General features: G+C 71.1%; 22 protein-coding genes. 8 read left to right on the forward strand and 14 right to left on the reverse strand.

What is annotated here, in order from left to right; genetic code table 11:
- Positions 1–2: 2 nt before the first annotated feature.
- Positions 3–1,910 (forward strand): FtsX-like permease family protein, encoded by a 1,908-nt coding sequence (locus ABD743_RS30505; protein ID WP_344725879.1) that lies wholly within the window; start codon positions 3–5, stop codon positions 1,908–1,910.
- 9 nt (positions 1,911–1,919) lie between these two features.
- Here the strand turns inward: ABD743_RS30505 and ABD743_RS30510 are convergent, their stop codons facing one another.
- Complete coding sequence (locus tag ABD743_RS30510; RefSeq protein ID WP_344725881.1) at positions 1,920–2,714, reverse strand: MIP/aquaporin family protein; 795 nt, start codon at positions 2,712–2,714, stop codon at positions 1,920–1,922.
- Between the two features lie 136 nt (positions 2,715–2,850).
- Between ABD743_RS30510 and ABD743_RS30515 the strand changes: the two genes are divergently transcribed.
- Positions 2,851–4,488 (forward strand): ABC-F family ATP-binding cassette domain-containing protein, encoded by a 1,638-nt coding sequence (locus ABD743_RS30515; protein WP_344725883.1) that lies wholly within the window; start codon positions 2,851–2,853, stop codon positions 4,486–4,488.
- A gap of 93 nt (positions 4,489–4,581) precedes the next feature.
- On the opposite strand, the gene ABD743_RS30520 is transcribed toward ABD743_RS30515, so the two are convergent.
- From ABD743_RS30520 to ABD743_RS30570, 11 genes are all read right to left on the reverse strand, one after another.
- Complete coding sequence (locus ABD743_RS30520; RefSeq protein WP_344725885.1) at positions 4,582–5,592, reverse strand: aldo/keto reductase family protein; 1,011 nt, start codon at positions 5,590–5,592, stop codon at positions 4,582–4,584.
- Between the two features lie 134 nt (positions 5,593–5,726).
- The gene (locus ABD743_RS30525) at positions 5,727–6,035 is read right to left on the reverse strand and encodes an adhesin (protein WP_344725887.1); all 309 of its coding nucleotides are present in this window, start codon (positions 6,033–6,035) and stop codon (positions 5,727–5,729) included.
- Between the two features lie 62 nt (positions 6,036–6,097).
- On the reverse strand, positions 6,098–6,925 hold the full coding sequence (locus ABD743_RS30530; RefSeq protein ID WP_344725889.1) for an aldo/keto reductase: 828 nt from the start codon (positions 6,923–6,925) through the stop codon (positions 6,098–6,100).
- Between the two features lie 31 nt (positions 6,926–6,956).
- Entirely contained in the window at positions 6,957–7,796 is an 840-nt protein-coding gene (locus tag ABD743_RS30535) for a patatin-like phospholipase family protein (protein WP_344725891.1), read from the reverse strand.
- A complete protein-coding gene (locus tag ABD743_RS30540) occupies positions 7,793–8,455 on the reverse strand; it encodes a DUF998 domain-containing protein (RefSeq protein ID WP_344725893.1) in 663 nt (220 codons plus the stop codon). Before ABD743_RS30540 ends, ABD743_RS30535 begins: the two co-directional genes overlap by 4 nt.
- A 111-nt stretch (positions 8,456–8,566) precedes the next feature.
- A complete protein-coding gene (locus ABD743_RS30545) occupies positions 8,567–9,391 on the reverse strand; it encodes a DUF3159 domain-containing protein (protein ID WP_344725895.1) in 825 nt (274 codons plus the stop codon).
- 101 nt (positions 9,392–9,492) lie between these two features.
- Positions 9,493–12,375, reverse strand: coding sequence for an FAD-binding and (Fe-S)-binding domain-containing protein (locus tag ABD743_RS30550; RefSeq protein WP_344725897.1), 2,883 nt, complete (start codon positions 12,373–12,375; stop codon positions 9,493–9,495).
- Positions 12,376–12,380: 5 nt separating this feature from the next.
- Positions 12,381–12,866, reverse strand: a complete 486-nt coding sequence (locus ABD743_RS30555; RefSeq protein WP_344725899.1) for an FmdB family zinc ribbon protein — start codon at positions 12,864–12,866, stop codon at positions 12,381–12,383.
- Positions 12,867–12,922: 56 nt separating this feature from the next.
- Positions 12,923–14,218: a hydroxyacid-oxoacid transhydrogenase gene (locus ABD743_RS30560; protein WP_344725901.1), complete on the reverse strand. Its 1,296-nt coding sequence runs from the start codon at positions 14,216–14,218 to the stop codon at positions 12,923–12,925.
- A gap of 38 nt (positions 14,219–14,256) precedes the next feature.
- On the reverse strand, positions 14,257–15,069 hold the full coding sequence (locus ABD743_RS30565) for an N-acyl homoserine lactonase family protein (RefSeq protein ID WP_344725903.1): 813 nt from the start codon (positions 15,067–15,069) through the stop codon (positions 14,257–14,259).
- A 106-nt stretch (positions 15,070–15,175) separates the two neighbouring features.
- A complete protein-coding gene (locus ABD743_RS30570) occupies positions 15,176–15,874 on the reverse strand; it encodes a GntR family transcriptional regulator (protein WP_344725905.1) in 699 nt (232 codons plus the stop codon).
- A gap of 135 nt (positions 15,875–16,009) precedes the next feature.
- Here ABD743_RS30570 and ABD743_RS30575 point away from each other — a divergent pair, with 135 nt between their 5' ends.
- The 5 genes from ABD743_RS30575 (at position 16,010) to ABD743_RS30595 (ending at position 20,773) form a co-directional block, all read left to right on the forward strand.
- Complete coding sequence (locus ABD743_RS30575) at positions 16,010–16,216, forward strand: DUF4177 domain-containing protein (RefSeq protein ID WP_241040297.1); 207 nt, start codon at positions 16,010–16,012, stop codon at positions 16,214–16,216.
- Between the two features lie 153 nt (positions 16,217–16,369).
- Complete coding sequence (locus tag ABD743_RS30580; protein WP_344725907.1) at positions 16,370–17,293, forward strand: 1,4-dihydroxy-2-naphthoyl-CoA synthase; 924 nt, start codon at positions 16,370–16,372, stop codon at positions 17,291–17,293.
- Between the two features lie 59 nt (positions 17,294–17,352).
- Positions 17,353–18,504, forward strand: coding sequence for an o-succinylbenzoate--CoA ligase (gene menE / locus ABD743_RS30585; RefSeq protein WP_344726155.1), 1,152 nt, complete (start codon positions 17,353–17,355; stop codon positions 18,502–18,504).
- 115 nt (positions 18,505–18,619) lie between these two features.
- The gene (locus tag ABD743_RS30590; RefSeq protein WP_344725909.1) at positions 18,620–19,882 is read left to right on the forward strand and encodes a hypothetical protein; all 1,263 of its coding nucleotides are present in this window, start codon (positions 18,620–18,622) and stop codon (positions 19,880–19,882) included.
- 9 nt (positions 19,883–19,891) lie between these two features.
- Positions 19,892–20,773: a 1,4-dihydroxy-2-naphthoate polyprenyltransferase gene (locus ABD743_RS30595; protein ID WP_344725911.1), complete on the forward strand. Its 882-nt coding sequence runs from the start codon at positions 19,892–19,894 to the stop codon at positions 20,771–20,773.
- Here ABD743_RS30595 and ABD743_RS30600 read toward each other — a convergent pair.
- Positions 20,729–21,088 (reverse strand): DUF4229 domain-containing protein, encoded by a 360-nt coding sequence (locus ABD743_RS30600; RefSeq protein WP_344725913.1) that lies wholly within the window; start codon positions 21,086–21,088, stop codon positions 20,729–20,731. The genes ABD743_RS30595 and ABD743_RS30600 overlap by 45 nt on opposite strands.
- A gap of 158 nt (positions 21,089–21,246) precedes the next feature.
- Here ABD743_RS30600 and ABD743_RS30605 point away from each other — a divergent pair, with 158 nt between their 5' ends.
- A complete protein-coding gene (locus ABD743_RS30605) occupies positions 21,247–21,474 on the forward strand; it encodes a BldC family transcriptional regulator (protein ID WP_169400036.1) in 228 nt (75 codons plus the stop codon).
- A 439-nt stretch (positions 21,475–21,913) separates the two neighbouring features.
- Here ABD743_RS30605 and ABD743_RS30610 read toward each other — a convergent pair whose 3' ends face one another.
- A complete protein-coding gene (locus ABD743_RS30610) occupies positions 21,914–23,227 on the reverse strand; it encodes a MinD/ParA family ATP-binding protein (RefSeq protein ID WP_344725916.1) in 1,314 nt (437 codons plus the stop codon).
- Positions 23,228–23,273: the final 46 nt, after the last annotated feature.

Consider the following 23,273-nt stretch of genomic DNA (forward strand, 5'->3'; position numbering starts at 1 on the left):
CGATGCTGCGACTGTCCTGGTCCACCTTCACCGAGCGCTGGGCGCTCTTCATCGGGGCCGCGCTGACCGTGTGCCTCGGCGTCGCGCTCGTGCAGTCGTCCCTGCTCGTCCTGATCTCCGCCGCAACCCTCGACGCCCCGGCCGGGCTCGGCGCGGCCGAGTACGCGGCCTTCACCGAGGGCACCGAGCTCGCCATCACCCTCTCTGCACTGACCCTGGGCTTCTCGGCCTTCCTCACGGTGTTCATCGTCGGGTCGACGTTCGCGTTCACCGTCGCCCAGCGCCGCCGCGACCTCGCGCTGCTCCGGCTCGCGGGTGCTGCTCGAGGCCAGCTCCGGCGCCTGCTCATCGGCGAGGCCGTGCTGCTCGGGGCGATCGGCACCGCCGCCGGGATCCCGACGGGGCTGGCTGTGATGTCGTTCCAGACGTGGCTGCTCGAGACGCTCGGCTTCGTGCCGCCCGGCTTCGCGCCCCAGTGGCGCACCTGGATCCTCGGCGTCTCGATCGGCGTCGGCGTCGGCATCGCGCTGGCCGGGGTGCTCGTCGCGGCGCGGCGCGCTTCCCGTGTGCGACCGCTGGAGGCGCTGCGGGACACCGGCGAGGCGGCCCGCGTGATGACGGCGGGCCGATGGGGCATCGGACTCCTGTTCCTCGCCGGCGCCGTGAGCCTGGTGATCCTCGCGCCCGTGGGCGGCACCGGGGGCGGCCAGGCCATGGCCGTGAACGCGGCGTTGTGCGCGGCGGTGGCCTTCAGCGCGCTGAGCCCGCTGCTGGTGCCGGGGGTCGCCCGGCTGCTCCCCGTACGGGGAGGTGGCGTGCTCGGCGAGCTGGCCCGGGCGAACCTGCGCGACGGTGTGCGGCGCAGCGCGTCGATCGCCGCGCCGCTGATCGTGCTGGTCGGGATCGTGCTGGGACAGAGCGGGGCGCTCACCTCCTTCGCAGCGGCCGGTGAGATCGAGCAGCGCCGGGGCACCACCGGTGATCTCGTGGTCGAGACCACCGGTCCGGCCGGAGAGCGGATCAACGGCGTTCCCGGCGTGGCCGGTGCCTCCACCGAGGTCGCGGTGCCGATCTCGGTCACCGTCGGCAGCGGTGAGGACGCCGAGACCTGGACGGGCACCGGCCTTGTCGTCGATCCGCAGGCCTACGAGCGGTTCCATCCCGGCACCGGGACGCTGGCCACCCTGCAGGGGCGCGCCGTTGCAGGCGGCCCCACCGGGGACATGCCGGGGCGGGGTGCGACGGTCGCCGTCCGCGCGGGCGAGATCGATCTGGGACCGCTGCCGGTGGTCGCCGCGGTGCCCACCCGGATCGCCGGCGGCCCGCAGCTGCTGCTCCCGCCGGGACTCGTGCCCACACCCGAGCTCGCCGGCGCACCCTCCCGGACGTTCGTCGCGCTCGAGCCCGGGGCCGATCCGGCGACGGTCACGGCGGCACTCGGCGCCGTCGGCGAGGTGCTCACCGTGGACGACTGGCTCGCGCGTGACGCCGCGGCACGGGACGACATGAGCGCCAAGGTCTTCCTGGTGATCATGGGCCTGGGCGGGATGTACGCGCTGATCGGCGTGGCCAACGCCGTGGTGGTCGGGGCGTCGGCACGGCGGGCGGAGTTCGCCACAGCCCGGGCCGGGGGCCTCACCCGCGGTCAGGTGGTGCGCACGGCGCTCGTGGAGTCGTGGGCGGTCACGGTCATCGGCCTGCTGCTCGGCACGCTCGCCGCGGCGGCCACGTTCATCGCGGTGCTGTCGACGACGAGCGCGATCGCCGGAGTCGCCACGCTCTCCCTGCCGTGGACGTTCGTCCTCGCCGTCGGCGCCGGTGCGTTCCTGGTGACGGGCGCGACGAGCGTGCTCACCTCTCTCTCCGCCACCCGCACACAGCCCGTGGCGCTGCTGGGCGCCCGCGAGTAGGGCACCGGTTCAGGCAGCTCCGGCTCGCGCGGGTTCGGGACCCGAGAGGTTGTACGTCAGCGGCTGGTGTGTGTGGAAGCGGCGGATCAGGAGGTGGTGGAGCCCGGCGCCGAGAACCGCACCGATGACCGGGGCGACGAGATAGATCCAGAGGTCCGTGCCCTGAGCGTTCAGCAGGGCCGGACCCCACTGGCGCGCCGGGTTCGCGGATCCCCCGCTCAACGGCCCGAGGAGAGCGATGATCGCTGCGAGCACGACAGCGAGTGCGGGCGGCAGAAAGCGGTGCCACCGCGGGTGCGCCAGGAAGAACCCGACAAGCAGGATCAGTCCGAGGGTGCAGCCGACCTCGGCGAGAAAGACCGCGGGCGGATCCCACGTCGGCGCGGGGCGGATCGCGGCGTACCCGATGTCCGCGGACTCGACGATCGGGCCCCACGTCAGACGTGCGAGGACGACCCCCAGAACCGACCCCGTGAGTTGGGCGACGACGTAGGGGAGCACGGACAGGCCGGGGAAGACGTCCATGAGCCACAACGCGACCGTCACGGCCGGGTTCATGTGCCCACCGCTGCGGCGCCCCGGTGGGGAGAGGATCAACGCGACGAGCAGGAGGCCGCTGAAGGCCCCGATGACGGCGAGTGCGATCCCCAGGTCAGCCACGTATATCGGTGAGGACGGTGCCCGAAGCCACCGAGTGACGCTGACCACCAGGAACAACAGCACGGCCGTGAGTCCGAGCTCATCGAGTGACCGCGACAACGGTAGTGGTGGCGGGCACGGCGGACGATCGGTCGGCGCGCTCATGACTCCGAGTGTAGTCACGAAAAATGACGATCATTCGCCCTTACGAACAATTTGACGCGTCGAACCGGTACCGGACGACGGCACAACCTGACCGCAGCGGGCCTGCGCAGTCGCGGGCAGTAGCGTGGACGGCGCCATGAGCGCCACCCTCCAGGCCACCGATCTCGCCGCCGGCCACGGCGCCCGCGTCCTGTTCTCCGGTCTCGACCTGGTCGTCGCACCCGGCGACGTCGTCGGGCTCGTCGGCGCCAACGGTGCCGGCAAATCCACGCTGCTGCGACTACTCGCCGGTGAGCTCGAGCCGGAAGAGGGCAAGATCGTCCTCAGCCCGCCCGACGCGACCGTGGGGCACCTCCCCCAGGAACCCGACCGCCGACCAGGGGAGACGGTGGCCGAGTTCCTCGCCCGCCGCACCGGCGTCAGCGGGGCACAGGCGGCGATGGACGAGGCGGCCGAAGCGCTCGCCGAGGGTACCGATGGCGCCGACGACACCTACGCCGCCGCGTTGGACCGCTGGCTCGCCCTCGGCGGGGCCGATCTGGACGAGCGTGCCGCCGACGTCGCCGCCGAGGTGGGGCTGGCGGTCGACCTGAGCACCCCGATGACCGCCCTCTCCGGGGGGCAGGCCGCCCGCGCGGGGCTCGCCGCGCTGCTGCTCTCGCGCTACGACGTGCTCCTGCTCGACGAGCCGACCAACGACCTCGACCTCGACGGCCTGGAGCGCCTGGAGCGGTTCGTCCAAGGGCTGCGGTCGCCTGCCGTGATCGTCAGCCACGACCGCGAGTTCCTCGCCCGCACGGTCAACCGCGTCGTCGAACTCGACCTCGCTCAGCAGCAGGTGGGTGTCTACGACGGCGGGTACGACAGCTACCTCGCCGAGCGTGAGGTGGCTCGCCGGCACGCCCGCGAGACCTACGAGGAGTACGCCGACACCGTCGGTGGGCTCAAGGAGCGGGCCCAGATGCAGCGCAACTGGATGGCCCAGGGCGTGCGCAATGCGCGGCGCAAGGCGACCGACAACGACAAGATCAGCCGGAAGACCCGCGCGGAGGCCAGTGAGAAGCAGGCTGCCAAGGCCCGCCAGACGCAACGGCTGATCGAGCGGCTGGAGGTGGTCGAGGAGCCGCGCAAGGAGTGGGAGCTGCGCATGACGATCGCGGCCGCGCCCCGCTCGGGCACCGTCGTGGCGTCGATGTCCGGTGCGGTCGTGCACCGGGGCTCGTTCACGCTCGGCCCCATCGATGCGCGCGTCGACTGGGCCGACCGCATCGTGATCACCGGCGCGAACGGGTCGGGCAAGACCACGCTGCTCGGCGCGCTGCTGGGCCGCATCCCCGTCGACTCCGGGACGGCAGGGCTGGGCTCGGGCGTCCGGCTCGGGGAGATCGACCAGGCCCGTGGCCTCTTCCTGGGCCCGCAGCCGCTCACCCGCGCGTTCGGCGAGGCGGTGCCGGACTGGCCCGAGTCGGACGTCCGCACGCTCCTGGCCAAGTTCGGCCTCACCGGGGACCACGCGCCCCGCCCGGCGAACGAGCTCTCCCCCGGTGAACGAACCCGGGCGGCGCTCGCTCTCCTGCAGGCCCGTGAGGTGAACCTGCTGGTGCTCGACGAACCCACGAACCACCTCGACCTGCCCGCCATCGAGCAGCTGGAGCAGGCGCTCGACTCGTTTCCGGGCACGGTGCTGCTGGTCACCCACGACCGGCGCATGCTCGACACCGTCCGCGCCACCCGCCGCTGGACGGTGGCGGACGGACAGCTCACGGAGTCATGAGCCGCCACCCGGTCGCCGGCACACCGGCTGCCGGGGCGGGTGGGCGCCCCGGCACCGGCGCGCAGGCGACCGGCGAACCGTCGGCCGGGCCGATCAGCTCGGGCGGGTCTTCGGCGCGTTCATCGCGGTGCGGGCGGGGTCGTGGTCCACGACGTCGGCCAGCGCCTCGTCGATGCGCTTCATGACCTCCGGCTCCAGCTTCACACCCGAGGCCTTGACGTTCTCCGCCACCTGCTCGGGCCGGCTCGCCCCGATGATCGCCGCGGAGACGTTGTCGTTCTGCAGCACCCAGGCGACCGCGAGCTGCGCCATCGACAGGCCCAGGTCGGCAGCGATCGGCTCGAGCTGCTGCACCCGGGTGAGCGTCTCGTCGTTCAGGAAGCGCTTGATCGTGTTGGCGCCGCCCTTCTCGTCCGTGGCCCGCGACCCGGCAGGAACCTCGGCGCCCGGCTTGTACTTGCCGGTGAGCACGCCCTGCGCGATCGGGGAGAAGACGACCTGGCTGACCCCCAGCTCCGCCGACGTCGGGACGACCTCGGCCTCGATCACCCGCCAGAGCATGGAGTACTGCGGCTGGTTCGAGACGAGCTGGATCCCGAGCTCGGTCGCGAGGGCGTGGCCTGCCCGCACCTGCTCGGCCGTCCACTCGCTGACCCCGATGTAGTGGGCCTTCCCCGCCCGCACGACGTCGGCGAAGGCCCGCATCGTCTCCTCGAGCGGAGTCTCGGTGTCGTACCGGTGGGCCTGGTAGACGTCGACGTAGTCGGTCTGCAGCCTGGTCAGGCTCGCGTCGATCGACTCCATGATGTGCTTGCGGGAGAGACCGCTGTCGTTGGGCCCCTTCGGCCCGGTGGGCCAGTAGACCTTCGTGAGGATCTCCAGCGACGCCCTGCGCTCGCCCTTCAGCGCCTCACCGAGCACGGTCTCGGCCGCGCCGTTGGCGTAGACGTCAGCGGTGTCGAACGTGGTGATTCCGGCATCGAGAGCAGCGCGAACGCACGCGGTGGCGGCGTCATTCTCGATCTGGGACCCATGGGTGAGCCAGTTGCCGTACGTGATCTCCGAGATCTTCAACCCGGAGTCGCCCAAATACCGATATTCCACGCTCAGACATTAGGTCCAGGGCGAGCGGGGCACCACGGGGGCGGGATCACATCACGTGGGACGTCGAAAGGGGTGGCACGCCGGCACCTGGACGTACCGGTCGTACCACCCCTGGGGGACTCGGGCGGCGAGGCTCAGGCCTCGGGCTGCCCCTCCTGCAGCCCTATGGCGAAGCGGAGCTCGGGCTGGCCGTCGGCACCCGGCACCGGCTGGACGTCGAGCACCTTGTCGTCCAGGACCTCCGCCGCCGTCGGTTCGAGGAAGACGCTCACCCCCTCACCGGAGAGGACCACGTCTTCCGCACCGGGCTGGCCTGCGAGGGACAGTTCTAGGCCCTGCTCGGGGTCGGGGGCGGAGATACGCAGGCCCCCACCGTCAGGCAGCTCGGCGTCGGTGGTCAGGGACTTGATGGCTTCGGCCGCGTTATCGGTGATTGCCAACATCGGCGCAACGCTAGAGCGACGAGGCGCTGCTCGCAGCGTGGAGCAGCCCGATCGAAGTGCGATCAGCCGAAGACGTCGGGATCCGGTCCGAGGCGACGGCCGTTCTCGAGCTCGCTGATGCTCGCCACATCGTCGTCGGACAGCTCGAAGTCGAATACGTCGATGTTCTCGCTGATGCGCGAGGCCGTCACCGACTTCGGAATCACGATGTTGCCGAGCTGGAGATGCCAGCGCAGCACGATCTGGGCGGGGCTCTTCCCGTACTTCTCGGCGAGCGCCACGATCACCTGCTCGGCCAGCAGCTCGCCGCCCTTGCCCAGCGGGCTCCACGCCTCCGTCGCGATCCCGTGCTTCTGGTGGTAGGCGCGCAGCTCGGTCTGCGGGAGCCAGGGGTGCAGCTCGATCTGGTTCAGCGCGGGCACCGTGTCGGTCTCCGCGGCCAGGCGCTGAAGGTCGGGGACACGGAAGTTGGAGACCCCGATCGCGCGCGCCTTGCCGTCCGACGCGATCTTCTCGAAGGCCCTCCAGGTCTCGACGAAACGGTTCGCCTTCGGACGCGGCCAGTGGATCAGGAAGAGGTCGACGTGGTCGAGGCCGAGGCGCTCCAGGCTCTCGTCGAGGGCAGCGATCGCCTCGTCGTGGCCGTGGCGGCTGTTGGTCAGCTTGGTGGTGACGAAGACCTCAGCGCGCGGCAACCCCGACTCGCGGATCGCCTGCCCGACGCCTTCTTCGTTGTTGTAGCCCTGCGCGGTGTCGATGTGCCGGTAGCCGGCCTCCAACGCCATGCGTACGGCGGGGGCGGTCTGGTCCGGCTCGATCTGGAAGACGCCGAATCCCAGCTGGGGGATCGAGACGCCGTTGTTGAGTCGAATCTTCGGTACGCGCGACATGAACCGCAGGCTACCCACGCAGCGCGCTGCGCTAACTGCTCCACGCCTCGGCCACGGCCTCGGCAGCCGCAGCAGCCTGCGCTCGCCCGGCCCGTGCCGAGGGGGCCCGGCGCGCGGGGTCGAGCACGTTGCGACCGATCGCCGTCACCGCCGCGGCGTCCGGGCTCACCACCGTGACCCGGGAGCCGTCGGCGCGCAACGGAGCGACGTGTGCGTCCACGCCGACCAGCGGCCCGATCCCCCGCACGACAGGGGCGATGACGACGACCCGGGGGAACCCTGCGGCGAGGTCGGCGTTGACGGGCGAGCGCACCCCACCGTCGATGAAGCGGCGGCCCGCCGTGGTCACCGGCGGCCAGATCCCCGGCACCGCGCAGCTGGCCGCCACGGCCTCGACGAGCGGCGCGCCTGCGTCACGGTCGAACACGACGAACTCGCCGGTGTGGGCGTCGACGGCGGTGATGCGCAGCGCGCGCTCGGGCCACTCGTGCACCGGCAACCGCTCCCCGATCACCCTGATCCGTTCGGCCTCGGGGACGGTGCTCGCCCGCAGCGCGAGCTTCCCGATACGGGCCCGCACCCGCTGAGCGTCGGGTCGTCCGATCATCGCGAGCCCCAGCCGCAGCATCGTGGCCTTGTCGAGCGCGGCGGCGAGCTCGCCGGTGGGCTGGGCGAGCTGCGCCCCGTACCGATCCTCGACGTCGACGCCGGTGGCGATCTGGGCGCCGACCACGGCACCGGCCGACGTGCCGACGATGAGGTCGGCACCGGTGAGGTCGATTCCCCGTTCGGCCAGCCCGGCGAGGAGCCCGAGCTCCCACGCGATTCCGGTGATACCCCCACCGCCGAGTACGAGCGCCCGATCCGTCATGGAGTGACCTCCCTTGCAGCCCACCGGCCGAGCACGACGACAGTGACGACCGCGGTGATCGCCAACCCACGCTCCACGAGCCCGAGCGGCACCAGCTGCCACCACGGCACACCGGTGAAGGGGCGCAGCGCGACGGCCAGGAGGATCACGCCGAGCCACCCCAGTGTGAGCGCGCCCGACCACCGCGACCAGGCCGCGAACGCACCCCACCGCGGATCGGCGCGCCACCGCCTGCCGAGCGCCAGCGCCGCCACGGGCAGGCTGCTGAACGCGGCCAGACTCGCGAAGCGGTGCACGTACCCGCCCGGCGTCGGCCCCACGGACCAGTTCGCCTTGTCGAACGCGACGACGGCCACGAGTGCCACCGTCCAGACCACCAGGAGGGCCGCGGCGATCGAGCGCCCCGGCACGACCCCGGCCCGCACCAGGGCCAGCAGCACCAGCGCCGAACCCGCCGCGAGCCCCAGCACACCGACGTCGAACATCCAGTCGGAATCGCCGAGCGCGTACTCACTGATCGTGCGGCGCACCGGGTTGACCTGCTCTGCCGCCACGACGTGCAGCAGCCCCACCAGCACCACCGCGATCCCCGCGCCCACCAGCCCCAACGCCGCCAGCGTCCGCGTCATCGCGGGATCAGGTGGTGCAGAAGCGGACACGGGCTTCCTCCTGGGGAGCGGGGGTTGCACCGTGAACGACGGCCGGGGCGGCGCCGTTCCCCACGATCGCTCGCCCAGGTCCACGGCAGATCCGAGCTGGGGAACCTGCGGTCATCCGGCACTTGCCGGGGTCGTTCGGTCTGCCTGACGCAGCAGCGTCGGAATCGCAACGCCCGCGACGATGAAGGCGATCCCCAGCCAGGTCGGCCCACCGTCGAGGACGAGGCTGAGGATGCCGATCGGGACGAGCCACCTGGCCAGTGGGTCGAGCAGCGCGACCAGCGACGGCGACGGCGTGGCTCGGCCCTGCTCCCGCGCGACCCGAGCCCGTGCGACGCCGGGGTACCAGTCGGAGAACTGCAGCGCGACGATGATCGCTCCGATCTGGATGACCCAGCCCGTCCAGATGTTGTTGCCGTTCTGCAGCACGGCGTCGCCGTAGAACCCCGCGACGGCGGAGACCAGGAACGCGCCCGCCCATACCCCGGTGATCACGTAGTTGGTGTGGAGGAAGGTCGGCAGGTGCCAGTACTTCCGGTCGACCTGCTCACGGGCGTACTGCAGGGTGAACGGCATCCGCACGAGCATGGACCCGACAGCGATGAGCACCAGCGTGATGTTGCTGATCTCCCCGATCCAGGTCTCCAGCCACGCCTTGCCGACAGGGTTGATCAGCAGCACGAGGATGAGCAGCCCGGCGAAGAAGATCACGTCGACCACGGTGAGCAGCTTCAGGGAACGCCCGCGGGCGAGGTCGGCGACAAGGAAGACCACGGACAGTGCGAGGGCGATCCCCGCGGCCCACTCGATCCAGCCCTCCCCCTCCAGGACGCCCAGCACGATCCAGGGGGAGAGGCCGGTGAGCGGTCCGTCCAGTATCCGCCCGAGGCGACTCGGGCTGCCGGTCGTCGGTGCTGCCGCTGAGTCGCCGGTCACGTCCTCTCCCGTCCCCGGTGGAACGAGCGTCCCGGAGTGAGCTCGCTGTGCCACGTCGTGCGTTACGCCACGAGTCGCTGGCGGGCTCCTGGTCGGCCGGGTCAGGAGGCCGGGGTGAGGCCGAGCGCCTGTGCGGCCAGCTGCGCGAGGTGGACCGGTTCGCGGGTGCCGGCCTGGCGGAGCTGGGTGCGGCAGCTGAAGCCGTCCGCGACGACGGCAACGGCCGGGTCCGCCGCGCGCACCGCAGGGAGGAGCACCCGCTCGGCACATGCCATCGACACGTCGTAGTGGCCCTTCTCGAACCCGAAGTTGCCTGCCAGCCCGCAGCATCCCGAGTCGAGTACCTCGGCCTCGACGCCGAGCGCGGCCATGACCGCGCGGTCGTCGTCGTTGCCGAGCTCGGCGTGCTGGTGACAGTGCACCTGGACGAGCGCACGCAGGCCCGGCGCGACGACGCCGTCCCGCAGCTCGTCGGCGTGCTGAGCGAGCAGCTCGGCGAAGGTGCGCACGCCGGTGGCCGCGAGCCCGGCGAGCGGGTCGCCGGGGAGCAGCTCGGCGGCGTCGGCACGCAGCGCGGCCGTGCACGACGGTTCGAGCCCGACGACAGGCACCCCGTCCAGGAGCCACGGCTCGACCGTGCGCAGGCTGCGGCGCAGCACACGGCGCGCGGTGTCGACCTGGCCCGTGGAGGTCCAGGTGAGCCCGCAGCACACCTCGCGTGGCGGCAGCTCCACGGCATAGCCGAGCCGTTCGAGCACGGCGACCGCGTCGGCCGCGACCGTGGGGTCGAAGTGGTTGGTGAAGGTGTCGGGCCACAGCAGCAGACGTCCCCGCGATGCGTCGGCCACGCCGGCATGCCGCCGACTCCGCCGGGTGCCCGTGTAGCGGCGACGGGCGATCGGCGGGATCGCACGCTGCGGGTCGATCCCGCCCATCCGCTTCGCCAGCGCACCCAGCCTGCCCCGCCCGGCGGCGTTCAGGCCGTCGACCATGCGGGCCGGGAGCCGCCCCACCAGGCGTAGCCATCGCGGCAGGGCGCCCATGGAGTAGTGCGACGCCGGCCGCAGCTTGCGCCGGTAGCGCTGAGCGAGGAACTCGGTCTTGTAGGCGGCCATGTCCACGCCCACCGGGCAGTCGCGCTTGCAGCCCTTGCAGGACAGGCACATGTCCAGCGCCTCGGCCACCTCGGGTGACTGCCAGCCGCCGGTGATGACCTCTCCGGAAGCCATCTCGAACAGCAGCCGGGCGCGTCCGCGGGTGGAGTGCATCTCCTCACCCGTCGCGCGGTAGCTCGGGCACATCACACCGCCGTGGTCGGTGATGCACTTGCCCACGCCGAGGCAGCGGCGGGTGGCGCGGGTGAACGAACCACGGTCGTGCCCGAACGCCAGAACGGGCTCGTCGGGAAGGGTCGGCATGCCGACGAACACGCGCAGGTCCTCGTCGAGCTTCGCGGGGCGGACGACCCGGCCGGGGTTCATCCGGTCGTCGGGGTCCCAGATCCCCTTGAACTCCTCGAACGCCGCGATGATCTCCGGCGGGTACATGCGCGGGAGCAACTCGGCGCGCGCGGCACCGTCGCCGTGCTCCCCCGAGAGCGAGCCACCGTGCGCGACGGCGAGGTCGGCCGCGTCCTCCATGAAGCTGCGGAAATCGGCGATGCCCGAGCGGCTCGCGAGGTCGAAGTCGATGCGGATGTGCAGGCAGCCGTCCCCGAAGTGCCCGTAGTACGCACCCCGCCGCCGGTGCTGGCTGAGCAGGGCGTCGAACTCGCGCAGGTAGGCACCGAACCGCTCCGGCGGCACGGCCGCGTCCTCCCAGCCGGGCCAGGCCTCGCCGCCGTCGGGCGAGCGCGTGACGATGCCGGCGCCGTCCTCGCGGATACGCCACAGCGCCTTCATCGCCGCCGGATCGGAGACGACCACGCTCGTCGCCCCGTACGGCTTCATCGCCGTGACGACGGCGTGCGCCGCGGCCTCGGCCTCGGCCCGGGTGGCCCCGCCGGTCTCGACGTAGAGCCAGCCGCCGCCCTCGGGGAGCGTGCGCGATGCCGTCTCGGCCGGGTTGTGCGCGCGCAGCGCCGCGATCAGCCCGGCGTCCATGCCCTCGATCGTCAACGGACCGAGATCACGCACCACGGTGACGTGGTCGGCAGCCAGGTAGGCGTCGGGGAAGCCGAGCACCGCGAGCGCACGCACCGCAGGCGACTCGACGAGCCGGACCGTCGCCTCGAGCACCGTGGCGCAGGTGCCCTCGGTGCCGACGACGGCCCTGGCCAGGTCGAACCCGTTCTCCGGGAGCAGCCGGTCGAGGTTGTACCCCGAAACCCGCCGGGTGAGATCCGGGAACGACGCGCGAACGCCGTCGCCGACGCGTTCTGCGAGCTTGCGGAGCGCGTCCGGGACGCGTCCGGTGGCGGGCACGCCAGGGCCCAGCTGCAGGTACTCCCCGCGGTAGGTGAGCACATCGAGCGCGTGGACGTTGTCGACCGTCTTGCCCCAGGCCACCGAGTGCGAGCCGCACGCGTTGTTGCCGATCATCCCGCCCAGCGTGCAGCGGTTGTGCGTGGACGGGTCGGGCCCGAACGTCAGGCCGTGCGGGCGGGCCGCGTCGCGCAGCGCGTCGAGCACGAGACCGGGCTGGACGCGCGCCGTGCGGGCCTCGGGATCGATCTCCAGCACCCGGTTCAGGTGCTTGGTGAAGTCCAGCACCACGGCCGTGTTGACGGCCTGTCCGGCGATGCTCGTGCCTGCGCCACGCGGGAGCACCGGCACCCCGTGGGTGCTGCAGACCGACACAGCGGCCTCGACGTCGTCGGGGTCGAGCGGGGTGACCAGCCCGATCGGCACCCGCCGGTAGTTCGAGGCGTCGGCGGAGTACATCGCGCGGGTAGCGGTGTCGAACCGGACGGGCCCACGGACGGCCTTGGCGAGGTCGGCGTGCAGGTCGGTGGTGTCGGAGGAGGTGGGATGGGGCGTGCTCACGGGGTTCAGTCTGGGGTGTTCGACGACGACGCACTGTCCGAGCCGGACGTGGGCTTGGCCGCAGGGGACGGGGCCGGTTTGTCGCCGTGCCCATGACCGTGGCCGTGGCCATGTCCATGGCCGTGTCCGCTCGCCGCGCCCGGCGCCAGGTCGCCCGCCCTCAGCGGTGCGTCGTGGTAGCGGCCCTCGTGGGCGATGATCGGCCGCTGGTCACCGGCCAGCTCCGGGTGCTTGGCCTCGAGCCGCTGGCGCCGCTCCCACTGACGGCGCAGCCCGGTGACGTACTCGCGGTTGCCCTCGTAGGTGCCGCGCCAGGTCTGGGGCATCTGCTCCTTCGCGAGGCCCGTGTCGGCCTGGCCGCCGAGGCTGAACCCCGCCGGGATCTTGCGCGTCTCCCCGCCGCAGGACGGGCAGGCCGGAGCAGCCGCGCCGAACGAAGCGAGGTGCTCGAAGCGCATCCCGCACTCGCACTTGAAAACGTAGATCGGCATGTGCCCCTCCGGGCGGAACGGTGGCGGTCGACCTGGTCGGTCGACCGCCACCACCCTCACCAGTTCTGGATCGACTTCGTCAGGATGTCGGCGATGTCGTCCTCGGTCGGCGTCTTCGGGCACGTGGCCAGGAGCCGCTGCTGCTTCATCGTGCCCGGCACGAGATCGGGCACGTCCGACTCGGTGTAGCCGACGGCGCCGATCCCGTTGGGGATGTCGATGTCACGCATGAGCGAGATCAGCACCGAAGGAAGCTGCTCGCGCGGGTCGTTCACCTTGTCCGCGCGCGGATCCATCAGCTCGGCCGCCCGCAGGTGGCGTTCCGGTGCGCTCTCGAAGGAGAACCGGAACGCCTCGGGCGCGGTGAGCGACACCGACTGCCCGTGCGGCACCATCGGCTCCTCCTCCGGATAGCCCGCGGGGTGGTAGTCCTTCACCATTCCGGCGATGGGGTAGGCGTTGGCGTGCGGGATGTGCACGCCCGAGTTCCCGAATCCCATTCCGGCGAAGGTGGCGGCCATCATCATGTTCGAGCGCGCCTCGATGTTGTCGGCGCCTTCGTGCACCGCCTTGCGGAACGACTGCGCGATGAGGTTCATCGCCTTCTCGCACCACAGGTCCGACACCGGGTTGGAACCGCAGTAGGTGACCCGCTCCTCGGGCTTCTTGCGGTCGAACGTGGTGTACCAGCGCGCGGTGTAGCTCTCCACCGCGTGACAGACGATGTCCATCCCCGACGCAGCGGTGACCTGGGCGGGCAGGCTCATCGTCAGCAGCGGGTCGATCACGGCGAGGGTCGGGCGCAGCCGCCAGTGGCTGATCCCGGTCTTGACCTTCATCGACAGGATGTCCAGGACGCACATCGCGGTGGACTCCGAGCCGGTCCCCGCCGTGGTCGGGATCGCGATCAGCGGCTTGAGCTGGCCCGGCGGGATCTTGGCGTTGCCGATCGGCTTGTTGATGTAGTCCATCAGCTCGCCGGGGTGGCTGGTGAGCAGGTTGATCGCCTTGGCGGTGTCGATCGCCGACCCGCCGCCGACGGCGATGAACCCGTCCCACGGCCCCTGCGCGCGGGCGTACTCGGTGGCCTTGTTCATCGAGTCGTCGGTGGGCTCGACGTGCACGCCGTCGAAGATCTCCGACTCGATGTCGTAGCGCCGAAGGTTGTCGGCGATGCGCTGCGGCGCCCCGAGCGAATGGATCCCCGGGTCGGTGACGATCAACACGCGCTTCGCGCCGAGACCGGCCATCTCGAAGCCGACCTCGTCAGAAGCGCCTGCTCCGAACTTCAAGGGTGGCGCACCCCAGGTGAAGATCGTCTCCTCGGTGAGCTCCACGTCGGGCACTGTCATTTATTTCGCCTCCGCGGGAAGAAGTACGTCGACGGGCGTCACGTGTACGAGCTCTCCGGTGCCAGGCGCAGCTGGTGGATCTGCTCGGCGTCGTGCCCGAACACCATCGTGGCGTTGGTGTCCTCCTGGATGCCCCGCAGCTTCTCCACCGACGCGTAGAACTGCTCGAGGTTGTTGACGATGGCCGCGGGCGTGGCGGGCGGGCCGTAGCTCTCCCCCATGTAGACCGCGTCGGATGTGAAGATCATCGTGCCGGAGTCGGGGAGGGTGACCTGCATCGACATCGTGCCGACGGTGTGCCCCGGCGTCTCGATGAGCTTCACCCCGGGTAGGAACTCGGTGTCGCCGGAGACCGTCTGGAAGTCGAGTCCCTCGTAGTCGGTCTTGAGGTGGGCGCCGTTGAACAGGCCACCGAACCCGAAGGCGAACTCCCGCTCCTTCTCGTGGCAGACGAGCTTCGCGTTGGTGTTCTTGAACATCTGAGCGTTGCCGGCGTGGTCGAAGTGCAGGTGCGACAGGATCACGTAGTCGATCTCGTCGAGCCCCACGCCCATCTGGTTCAGGCGGGAGTCGAGGTACTCGTCGTCCGAGACCTTGTCGTACGGGAAGAACTCCTGCAGGCCGGTCGGCCCCCAGCGCTCCTCCCAGTCACGCGGGCAACTGGTGTCCCAGAGGATCTTGCCCTCGTCGGTCTCCACGAGCACGCAGTGGGAAGGGACGTCCACCCAGGGCGCCGGGTTGTTCTTGTGGCTCCGATCGACGATCGAGCGCCCCGGCTTCAACAGCAACCAGGTCAGGTCCGCGGTCATCGCCCCGCACGGGATCACGCTCACCTTGTTCGCAGTCGCCATCGTGGTCCTCTCGGCATCGAGAAACGGCCCGCGCGCCCAGCGCGTTCCAGGGCCGACCGTGGCATGTGGCATGCCACTCGTCAATGCATTCGCACTCGACCATGGATCAGGGTCCGGTCCACCCCAGATCGACGTCGACGCTGCCCGGAGGCGCCCCCGCCTCCTGTGCGATGAGCAGCTCCGCTGTGCGCAGGAGGTGCGCCCGCATCGCCTCGGCTGCGCCCGCCGCATCACAGGACTCGATACGGTCGAGCACCTCGCGATGCTCGGCCACGATGTCGTCGAGGCTGCGCGACCGGCTCACCGTCGAGACGCCGCGGCGCAGCACCATGTCCCGCAGCCCGTCGACGTACGTGGCGAGCCGCAGGTTCCCCGACGCCTGCAGCAGCACGAGATGGAACCGGCGGTCGTGCTCCCACATCCGGTACTCGTTCCCGGACCGGGCAGCGCGCTCCATCGCCTGGTGGAGCCTGCGCAGCTCCCGGCGGCCCGCCTCGTCGATCTGCCGGCACGCGAGGCGCGTGGCCGGCACCTCCAGCAGCAGACGCAGCGCGAAGACCTCCTCCAGGTCGTGCAAGGACGTCTGCAGCACCCGCACCCCGCGGTTGCGCTCGAACCGGACCATGCCCTGCTGGGACAGCTTGATCAGCGCCTCCCGCACAGGCGTGCGCGAGACGCCGAGCTGCGTGGCCAGCGTCTGCACCGAGTGCAGCGTGCCGGGCTGCAGCTCTCCTGTGATGACGGCGGCGCGCAGCGCGTCCAGCACCTGGGCGTTGACCGACTCCGTCTGCCGGACCTGCTTCACACCGCCGCCCCGGGACGGGACGGTTGGGACGCGTCCGCGGCCTGGGAGAGGGTTTGCACGGGAGGGATCCTGCCAGCGGCGGCGCCCGCCCCGGGGCCCGTTCGCCGACTGACGGTTTGCTGGCAACCTTGGATCATGGCGCGATACGAGTACCGGGTCCTGCAGCTGCGCGAGAGCCTCATCGGCGGGAAGCTCTCGGCCGACAAGCTGGAGAAGCTGCTGAACGACGAGGCAGCGCAGGGCTGGCAGCTCAAGGCCATCACATCCACCGAGGTGAAGGGCCGGGTGGGCCCCGGCGGGGTGGACGGGCTCCTTGTCACGCTGGAACGTCCGGTGGGCTGACCGTCCTGATCCGGCAGGGCCGGCAAGGCGCCGGCCCGCGTCAGGTTCGGCAGGTGGTGGGACGCCTGGACGTGGTACCGATCACGGCGGGCACGCCCTGAACGGGCAGGTGGCGGCTCCGGCCCGCCCACGTCCCACATAGGGTCGGCGTTCGTGAACACCGCTGCCCCGTCCGAGCTGTTCGACCCCGCCGCCTGGCGGGTGGTCGAGGGCTTCGACTTCGCCGACATCACCTACCACCGGGCCGTGGCCGCCGGGCCGGAGGGCGGCACGGTGCGCATCGCCTTCAACCGGCCCGAGGTGCGCAACGCCTTCCGCCCCGGCACCGTCGACGAGCTGTACCGCGCGCTCGACCACGCTCGCACCACCCCGGACGTCGGGTGTGTGCTGCTCACGGGGAACGGGCCCTCTCCGAAGGACGGCGGCTGGGCGTTCTGTTCCGGCGGCGACCAGCGCATCCGGGGCCGCACCGGTTACCAGTACGCCTCGGGGGACACGGCCGACACCGTCGACCCGGCGCGGGCCGGCCGCCTGCACATCCTCGAGTGCCAGCGCCTGATCCGGTTCATGCCGAAGGTGGTGATCGCGGTCGTGCCCGGCTGGGCGGCGGGCGGGGGTCACTCGTTGCACGTGACTGCCGACCTCACGCTGGCGAGCGCCGAGCACGCCCGGTTCAAGCAGACCGACGCCGACGTGGGCTCGTTCGACGGCGGGTACGGCTCGGCGTACCTGGCGCGCATGGTGGGCCAGAAGTTCGCCCGCGAGATCTTCTTCCTCGGCCGCGAGTACTCGGCGGCCGACGCTCACCGGATGGGCATGGTCAACGCGGTCGTGCCGCACGCGGAGCTGGAGAAGGTGGCGCTGGAGTGGGCCCGGGAGATCAACGGCAAGTCGCCCACCGCGCAGCGGATGCTCAAGTACGCGTTCAACCTGCAGGACGACGGGCTGGTCGGGCAGCAGCTCTTCGCGGGCGAGGCCACGCGGCTCGCGTACATGACCGACGAGGCTGTGGAGGGCCGCGACGCGTTCCTGGAGAAGCGCGACCCCGACTGGTCCCCGTTTCCATGGCACTACTGAGCACACGCTCGTACCGGCCGTCGGGTTCACAGCGATAGCGAGGCAAACGGGTGAACAACCTGCGGATCGTGCCCGTGGACGGATCGCCCGCCGCGGTCGCCGAACTCGCCGCCGCGCTCCGGGAGGCGTTCGACGGCGGCCCGGCCCTGCTGCCCCGGGCGCCCGGCTCCTCCGCGACGCCCGCGGCCGCACCGGGGCCGGGTGCGGCGCTGGTGATCCCGACCTCGGGTTCCACGGGTGATCCCAAGTTCGTGGTGCTCTCGGCCGCGGCGCTGCATGCGTCCGCCACGGCCACCGCGGATCGGCTCGGCGGGCCTGCGTCGTGGCTGCTCGCGCTTCCCGCCGAGCACGTCGCGGGAGTGCAGGTGATCGTGCGCTCCCTGCTCGCCGGATCAGCTCCGGTGCTGCAGGACCTGCGCGACGGTTTCCGGCCGGCCAACTTCGCGGCTGCCACCGGAGAGCTCGCCGTCGGCAGGCGGTGCACCAGCCTGGTGCCCACCCAGCTCGCCCGGATCCTCGACGCCGGTGGCGCCGCTCTCGAAGCGCTGCGCAGCTACGACGCCGTGCTCGTCGGCGGAGCCGCCTTGGAACCCGCGCTGCGCTCCCGCGCCCACGACGTGGGTGCACGGATCGTCACCACCTACGGCATGAGCGAGACGGCGGGCGGCTGCGTCTACGACGGCGTCCCGCTGGACGGGGTCCGGGTCGGCATCGACGAGAGCGGCCGGATCCGCCTCGGCGGCCCCACCCTCGCCGAGGGCTACCTCGGCGACCCTGCAGGGACCGCAGCGGTGTTCGGCGACGGCTGGTTCAGCACGAGCGACCTCGGCCAGTGGCGTGACGGGCGGCTGGAGGTGCTCGGCCGCGCCGACGACGTGATCGTCACCGGCGGGGAGAACGTGGCGCCTGCCGCGGTGGAACGCGTGCTGGTGGCTCAGCCCGGTGTGCGCGCAGCGTGCGTCGTCGGGCTGCCGGACGCGGAGTGGGGCGAGGTCGTGGCGGCGGCGTTCGTCGTGGACGGCGCAGGCAGCGGCGAACCGGCAGCGACACGCCTCGACCGGCTCCGGGACGCGGTGCGCGTTGAGCTCGGCCGGGCCGCGGTACCGCGGCTGCTGCGCTCCGTGGCCGAGATCCCGCTGCGCGGCGTGGGCAAGCCCGATCGGCGCGCGGTGGCTGCCCTTCTCGCCATGGAGTACGTCCCGCGGAACTGACCCGGACAGGACCACCCCATCGTGGCCCTCACTCTCCGTTGATTGACCACTACAGTTTCCTGATATGTGCTGCGCCTCGTAGACCACTCCAGTCACACGAGTAACAGGGAGCGCCATGCGTGGCCTGTTCGCGACGGCAGCACCACTGGCATCACTCGTCCTCGTCAGCGTGCTATCGGCAGGTCTGGCGACACCGGCGGTCGCACAGCCGGTGGCAGTCGCCTCCTGGGCGCCCGACCTCGCCACCGGCGATCCTGCGGGCGTTCGGATCGACGGCGGCACCGTCCGGCTGGAGGGCACAGGCGCCTTCCTCGCCCCGGTCGAGGACGCACCGGTGCTCAGGGGCGCCGCCGTGCCGACCGGGCTGCTCACGCTCCGGGCTCAGCAGCTACCCGCCCCGACGGACCAGGTCGTCGCCACCGTCATCGGCGACGTGCCCGCCGGCAGCACGGCCGTCGTCGACGTGCGGGGTCGACGCAGCAACGGTGGCTGGACCGAGTGGGTGCCCGCTCAGCCGGACCCTGACGCGCTTGTCGCCGAGCTGCCCCAACCCACGTCCGAGGTGCAGGGCAGGCTCGTGCTCGCAGGACCGCCGGGCGCCGGACCCACCGTTCGCAGTGTCACCCTCACGGCCCGGCCCGCGACGAGGCCGCTCGCCGCGCCCGTCGGGGAGCACGGCGCGCTCCAGTTCCGCGTCTTCGCCACCCGCGAAGGCCTGGTCGGCGGCACGACGGCGAACGGGCACGTGATCACCGAGCGCGACCACTTCGTGGCCCTGCCGTCTCGGCGCGGCTTGTCACCCCGCGACACCAGCGACTACTCGGTCAAGGTCTGCGCGCCGAACGACCGCTGCGCGTTCGCCCCGGTCTGGGACGTCGGGCCGTGGAACACGCGGGACGACTACTGGAACCCCGAGGACGTCCGCCAGGAGTGGACCGACCTCCCCCAAGGCCTTCCACAGGCCCAGGCCGCGTACAAGGAGGACTACAACGACGGGAAGGACCAGTCCGACAGGGAGGTCCTCAACCCCGCAGGCATCGACCTCGCCGACGGGCTCTTCTGGGACGCGCTCGAGCTCGACGACAACGCATGGGTCACCGTGGACTACCTGTGGACCGGCGACGAGCGGCTGTCCAAGGTGGTCGGCACCCCGAACGTTCTGGCGGCTCCGCACGCGGGCGCCGAGGTGACCGGGATCGTGGCGGAGCAGGCCATGGTGCCCGTGCAGTGCGCGGTCGGCCAGGGGACGGACCGGTGGCTGCGCGTCGGCGCCAGCGAGTATCTCGACGCGGCGGCGGTGCCCGACCTGGGCGTGGTGAAGGCCTGCACGACGGGAGCTGCCGATACACCGGCGAGCACCGGCACCCCAGCCGGATAACGTTTGCCCGTGGCCACCATCGCGCAATGGATCGAGGGCGCACGACCTCGCACCCTGCCGACCGCCGTCTCCCCCGTCCTTGCCGGCACCGGCGCGGCAATCGGCGCCGGTGTCGTCGCACCCGGGCGCGCCCTGCTCGCGTTGATCGTCGCGGTGGCGCTGGTCGTCGGGGTGAACTTCGCGAACGACTACTCCGACGGCATTCGCGGCACCGATGACGAGCGTGTCGGCCCGCTGCGACTGGTGGGGTCGAAGGTCGCGGAGCCGGCGGCGGTGCGGACCATCGCGATCGTTGTTCTCTCGATCGCAGGACTCGCCGGGCTCACGCTGGTCTCACTCAGCCGGCAATGGTGGCTGATCGCCGTCGGCGCCCTCTGCATCGCCGGGGCGTGGTTCTACACCGGCGGGAAGCGGCCCTACGGCTACTCCGGCCTGGGCGAGGTGGCGGTCTTCGTGTTCTTCGGCCCCATCGGGGTACTGGGCACGGTGCTCACGCAGAGCGGTGCGCCGGGGCCCCTCGCGATCGTCACGGCCGTCGGAGTGGGCATGCTCACATGTGCGGTGCTGGTTGCAAACAACCTGCGGGATATCCCAACAGACACTGTTGTGGGTAAGCGCACGCTCGCGGTCGTGCTGGGCGACACCGACACCCGCCGCCTGTACGTCGCACTCGTGACCGTGCCGCTGCTGTTGTCGCTGCTAGCGGGCCTGCGCAGCTGGCCGATGCTGCTCGGTTTGCTGACTCTGCCGCTCGTTGTGATGCTGGCGCGCGAGGTCCTGAGCGGGGCATCCGGTCGTAAACTGATTCGCGTGTTGTCCCAAACGGGCATTCTCCTGCTCGCCTGGTCAGTCCTCACGGGGATCGGGCTGGCGCTCGGGCAGGTCGCCTGAGCTCGGTGAGGCGGGGAGATCCCCCTCACCACGCAGCCGCGCCCGCAATGCGGAACGCTCTCTCGACCGCCGACTACGGCTCTCCGACAGCGCCGTGTCGAGGCGGCTGCGCAGTCCGCGGAAGAGCACCATGGACAACGGCAGGGCGACGATCAGGCCTATGAGCAGCGCAATCAGGAACGGCGTGCCCGTCAGGAGCATGAGCGCCGTCACGATGGCAACGAGACCGAGCCGGGCCAGCACGTAAAGGCCTACGGTGACAGCGAGACCCAGTCGCTGCCCCGCGGGGGGGTGCCCGGTGGGTGGCGAGGTCATATCGTGAGCCTACGTCCGCCGGATGGCAGCGCGTCGTGGTGTCCGATTCGTGTCCGGTTCGTCCTTGAAGAGCCCTTTACCTACGGACAACCGTTCGAGTACGTGGGGTCCCAGGTGTCACGATGGCCCGGAAACGCCCCGCGGCTCTGGAGGTCCACATGACAATCACGACGACTCAGGCCAGCAGCAACGAGCGCCTGCTCACCCCTGGCGAGGTGGCGGCTCTCTTCCGCGTCGATCCCAAGACCGTGACGCGTTGGGCGTCCGCCGGTCGGATCGGCTCCATCCGCACTCCCGGCGGACACCGTCGCTTCCGGGAGTCGGAGGTGCGGAGCATGCTGGCCGACCTCACCAGTGAGGCCACGTTACCGCCGTCGCGCCCCTGAGCGCCCTGGTAGTAACGATGCGCGTGACGGTGCGGACAGCATTCAGGCTCTCCGCCACCCTGACGCCTCTGCTCCGCTAACCTCGACGCCGGAGGTGGTTGGAGTGTTGTTCCTCATCGCGTTCGTCGGCGCCGCGGTCATCGCTCTGGTGCTGTGGAAAGCGATGAGCACCAGCAGTTCGCAGGTCCCGCAGCCCCCTCGCCGGCCCATCACGGGTTCCGGGAGGCCACGGGTCAGCGGACCTGATGATGACCCCGACTTCCTTCGTCAACTCGACGAGAAAGTCCGGCGACGGGACGATCCTCCCGGCGCCTGAGCTGGCACCCCGGCCCTCGCGGCCGGGGCGCTCCGGCTCACCACGATCGAACGACGCCGCTCATGAAGCGGCGGTGAAACCCATCAGGCGGCGGCCTGTGGCAGGGCGGCCACCGGACCGCCGTCAGACCGAGGCACCTTCGAAGGCATCCGCCACCGCAGCACCGAGCTGCAGGAGCGCAAGCCGCGTCGCAGGCGCCAGACGGTCCAGATCCACCTCCGCACCCTCTTCGAGATGAGGGTCGTACGGAACTCGCACCACTGCTCGGCAACGTGCCGCAAAGTGCTCGGCCACCCGGTCCAGGTCGACGCCGCCCGAGGACCGGTGCACGGAGTTGAGCACCGCCACGGAGTTCCGTACCAGGTCACCGTGCCCGTGCGCATCGAGCCAATCCATCGTTGCCGACGCGCTGCGCGCTCCGTCGATCGATCCCGACGACACGATGATCAGTTGGTCGGCCAGGCCCAGCACGCCGTACATGGCGGAGTGCATGAGCCCGGTTCCGCAATCGGTGAGCACGATGTTGTAGAAGTGCTCGAGCAGCGCGATGGTGCGCCGGTAGTCCTCCTCGCTGAATGCTTCGGAGACTGCTGGGTCCTGCTCGCTGGCCAGCACCTCGAGGCGCGACGGTCCTTGCGACGTGTATGCGCGTACATCCGTGTAGCGACGCACCCGCTGCGCGTCCCGCAACAGGTGGCGCACGGTGGCGCTGGTCTCCAGCGGGATCTTCTGACTGAGCGTCCCGCGGTCGGGATTGGCGTCCACCGCAACCACGCGATCGCCGCGAAGTGAGGCGAACGTCGCACCGAGGGTGGCCGTCACGGTGGTCTTTCCGACCCCGCCCTTCAGGCTGAGCATCGCGATCTTGTAGCAGCCGAGTAAAGGCTTGTTGAGTCGAGCGGTGAGTTCGCGCCGTCGGACGTCGGAGGGACTCTCACCCGGGTTGATCATGCGCCCGGACATCTTGTAGACCGCCAGGCGCCACCCGGACTGCGGGGGGCGCGGAGTCTGGCGCAGCAGGCGGGCCGACGAGAGGTCCGTCGTCTCCTGATGACGCTGGTCCGAACCGCTACGCGCGTGTTGCGCCTCCTGCGCAGCCACCGCGGCGGGATCGGTCCATCCGCGGCTACGCGGACCCGCCCCGCTCGAGCGCCACGGATGCGGAGGCGTGGCCTGCGCGTCGGATGTCCGGTCTCCACCGGGAACCGCATGACCCCACGGCATCCCGGCCGCGGGGCCGGACCCGTTGGGCGACGAATCCGACGGGGCGGAGGGCGTCACCGGTGGGGAGGGCGGCCCGGTCGGGGAGGGCTCCTGCACGGGCGGGTTGCCGGAGGGAGGCGTGCGGCTGGGGAGCGTGCCCCAGCGCTCGCGTACATAACGACCCACGGAGCCGTCCGGGTAGTCGCGATCGTCCCCGGGGCTACGCTCCGTCATTCGACATCCCACCAGGCCGACCGCTGATCACCTGCACAAAGGCCGA

Source organism: Pseudonocardia yunnanensis (genome assembly GCF_039534065.1).
Classification (GTDB): Bacteria; Actinomycetota; Actinomycetes; order Mycobacteriales; family Pseudonocardiaceae; genus Pseudonocardia; species Pseudonocardia yunnanensis.

Excerpts from the sequence above, each read along its gene's own strand:
- ABD743_RS30525 (WP_344725887.1), bottom strand. The coding sequence starts at position 6,035 with ATGTTGGCAATCACCGATAACGCGGCCGAAGCCATCAAGTCCCTGACC.
- ABD743_RS30565 (WP_344725903.1), bottom strand. The coding sequence starts at position 15,069 with ATGGCGACTGCGAACAAGGTGAGCGTGATCCCGTGCGGGGCGATGACC.
- ABD743_RS30560 (WP_344725901.1), bottom strand. The coding sequence starts at position 14,218 with ATGACAGTGCCCGACGTGGAGCTCACCGAGGAGACGATCTTCACCTGG.
- ABD743_RS30535 (WP_344725891.1), bottom strand. The coding sequence starts at position 7,796 with ATGACGGATCGGGCGCTCGTACTCGGCGGTGGGGGTATCACCGGAATC.
- ABD743_RS30510 (WP_344725881.1), bottom strand. The coding sequence starts at position 2,714 with ATGAGCGCGCCGACCGATCGTCCGCCGTGCCCGCCACCACTACCGTTG.
- ABD743_RS30530 (WP_344725889.1), bottom strand. The coding sequence starts at position 6,925 with ATGTCGCGCGTACCGAAGATTCGACTCAACAACGGCGTCTCGATCCCC.
- ABD743_RS30555 (WP_344725899.1), bottom strand. The coding sequence starts at position 12,866 with ATGCCGATCTACGTTTTCAAGTGCGAGTGCGGGATGCGCTTCGAGCAC.
- ABD743_RS30610 (WP_344725916.1), bottom strand. The coding sequence starts at position 23,227 with ATGACGGAGCGTAGCCCCGGGGACGATCGCGACTACCCGGACGGCTCC.
- ABD743_RS30515 (WP_344725883.1), top strand. The coding sequence starts at position 2,851 with ATGAGCGCCACCCTCCAGGCCACCGATCTCGCCGCCGGCCACGGCGCC.
- ABD743_RS30505 (WP_344725879.1), top strand. The coding sequence starts at position 3 with ATGCTGCGACTGTCCTGGTCCACCTTCACCGAGCGCTGGGCGCTCTTC.
- ABD743_RS30575 (WP_241040297.1), top strand. The coding sequence starts at position 16,010 with ATGGCGCGATACGAGTACCGGGTCCTGCAGCTGCGCGAGAGCCTCATC.
- ABD743_RS30605 (WP_169400036.1), top strand. The coding sequence starts at position 21,247 with ATGACAATCACGACGACTCAGGCCAGCAGCAACGAGCGCCTGCTCACC.
- ABD743_RS30600 (WP_344725913.1), bottom strand. The coding sequence starts at position 21,088 with ATGACCTCGCCACCCACCGGGCACCCCCCCGCGGGGCAGCGACTGGGT.
- ABD743_RS30590 (WP_344725909.1), top strand. The coding sequence starts at position 18,620 with ATGCGTGGCCTGTTCGCGACGGCAGCACCACTGGCATCACTCGTCCTC.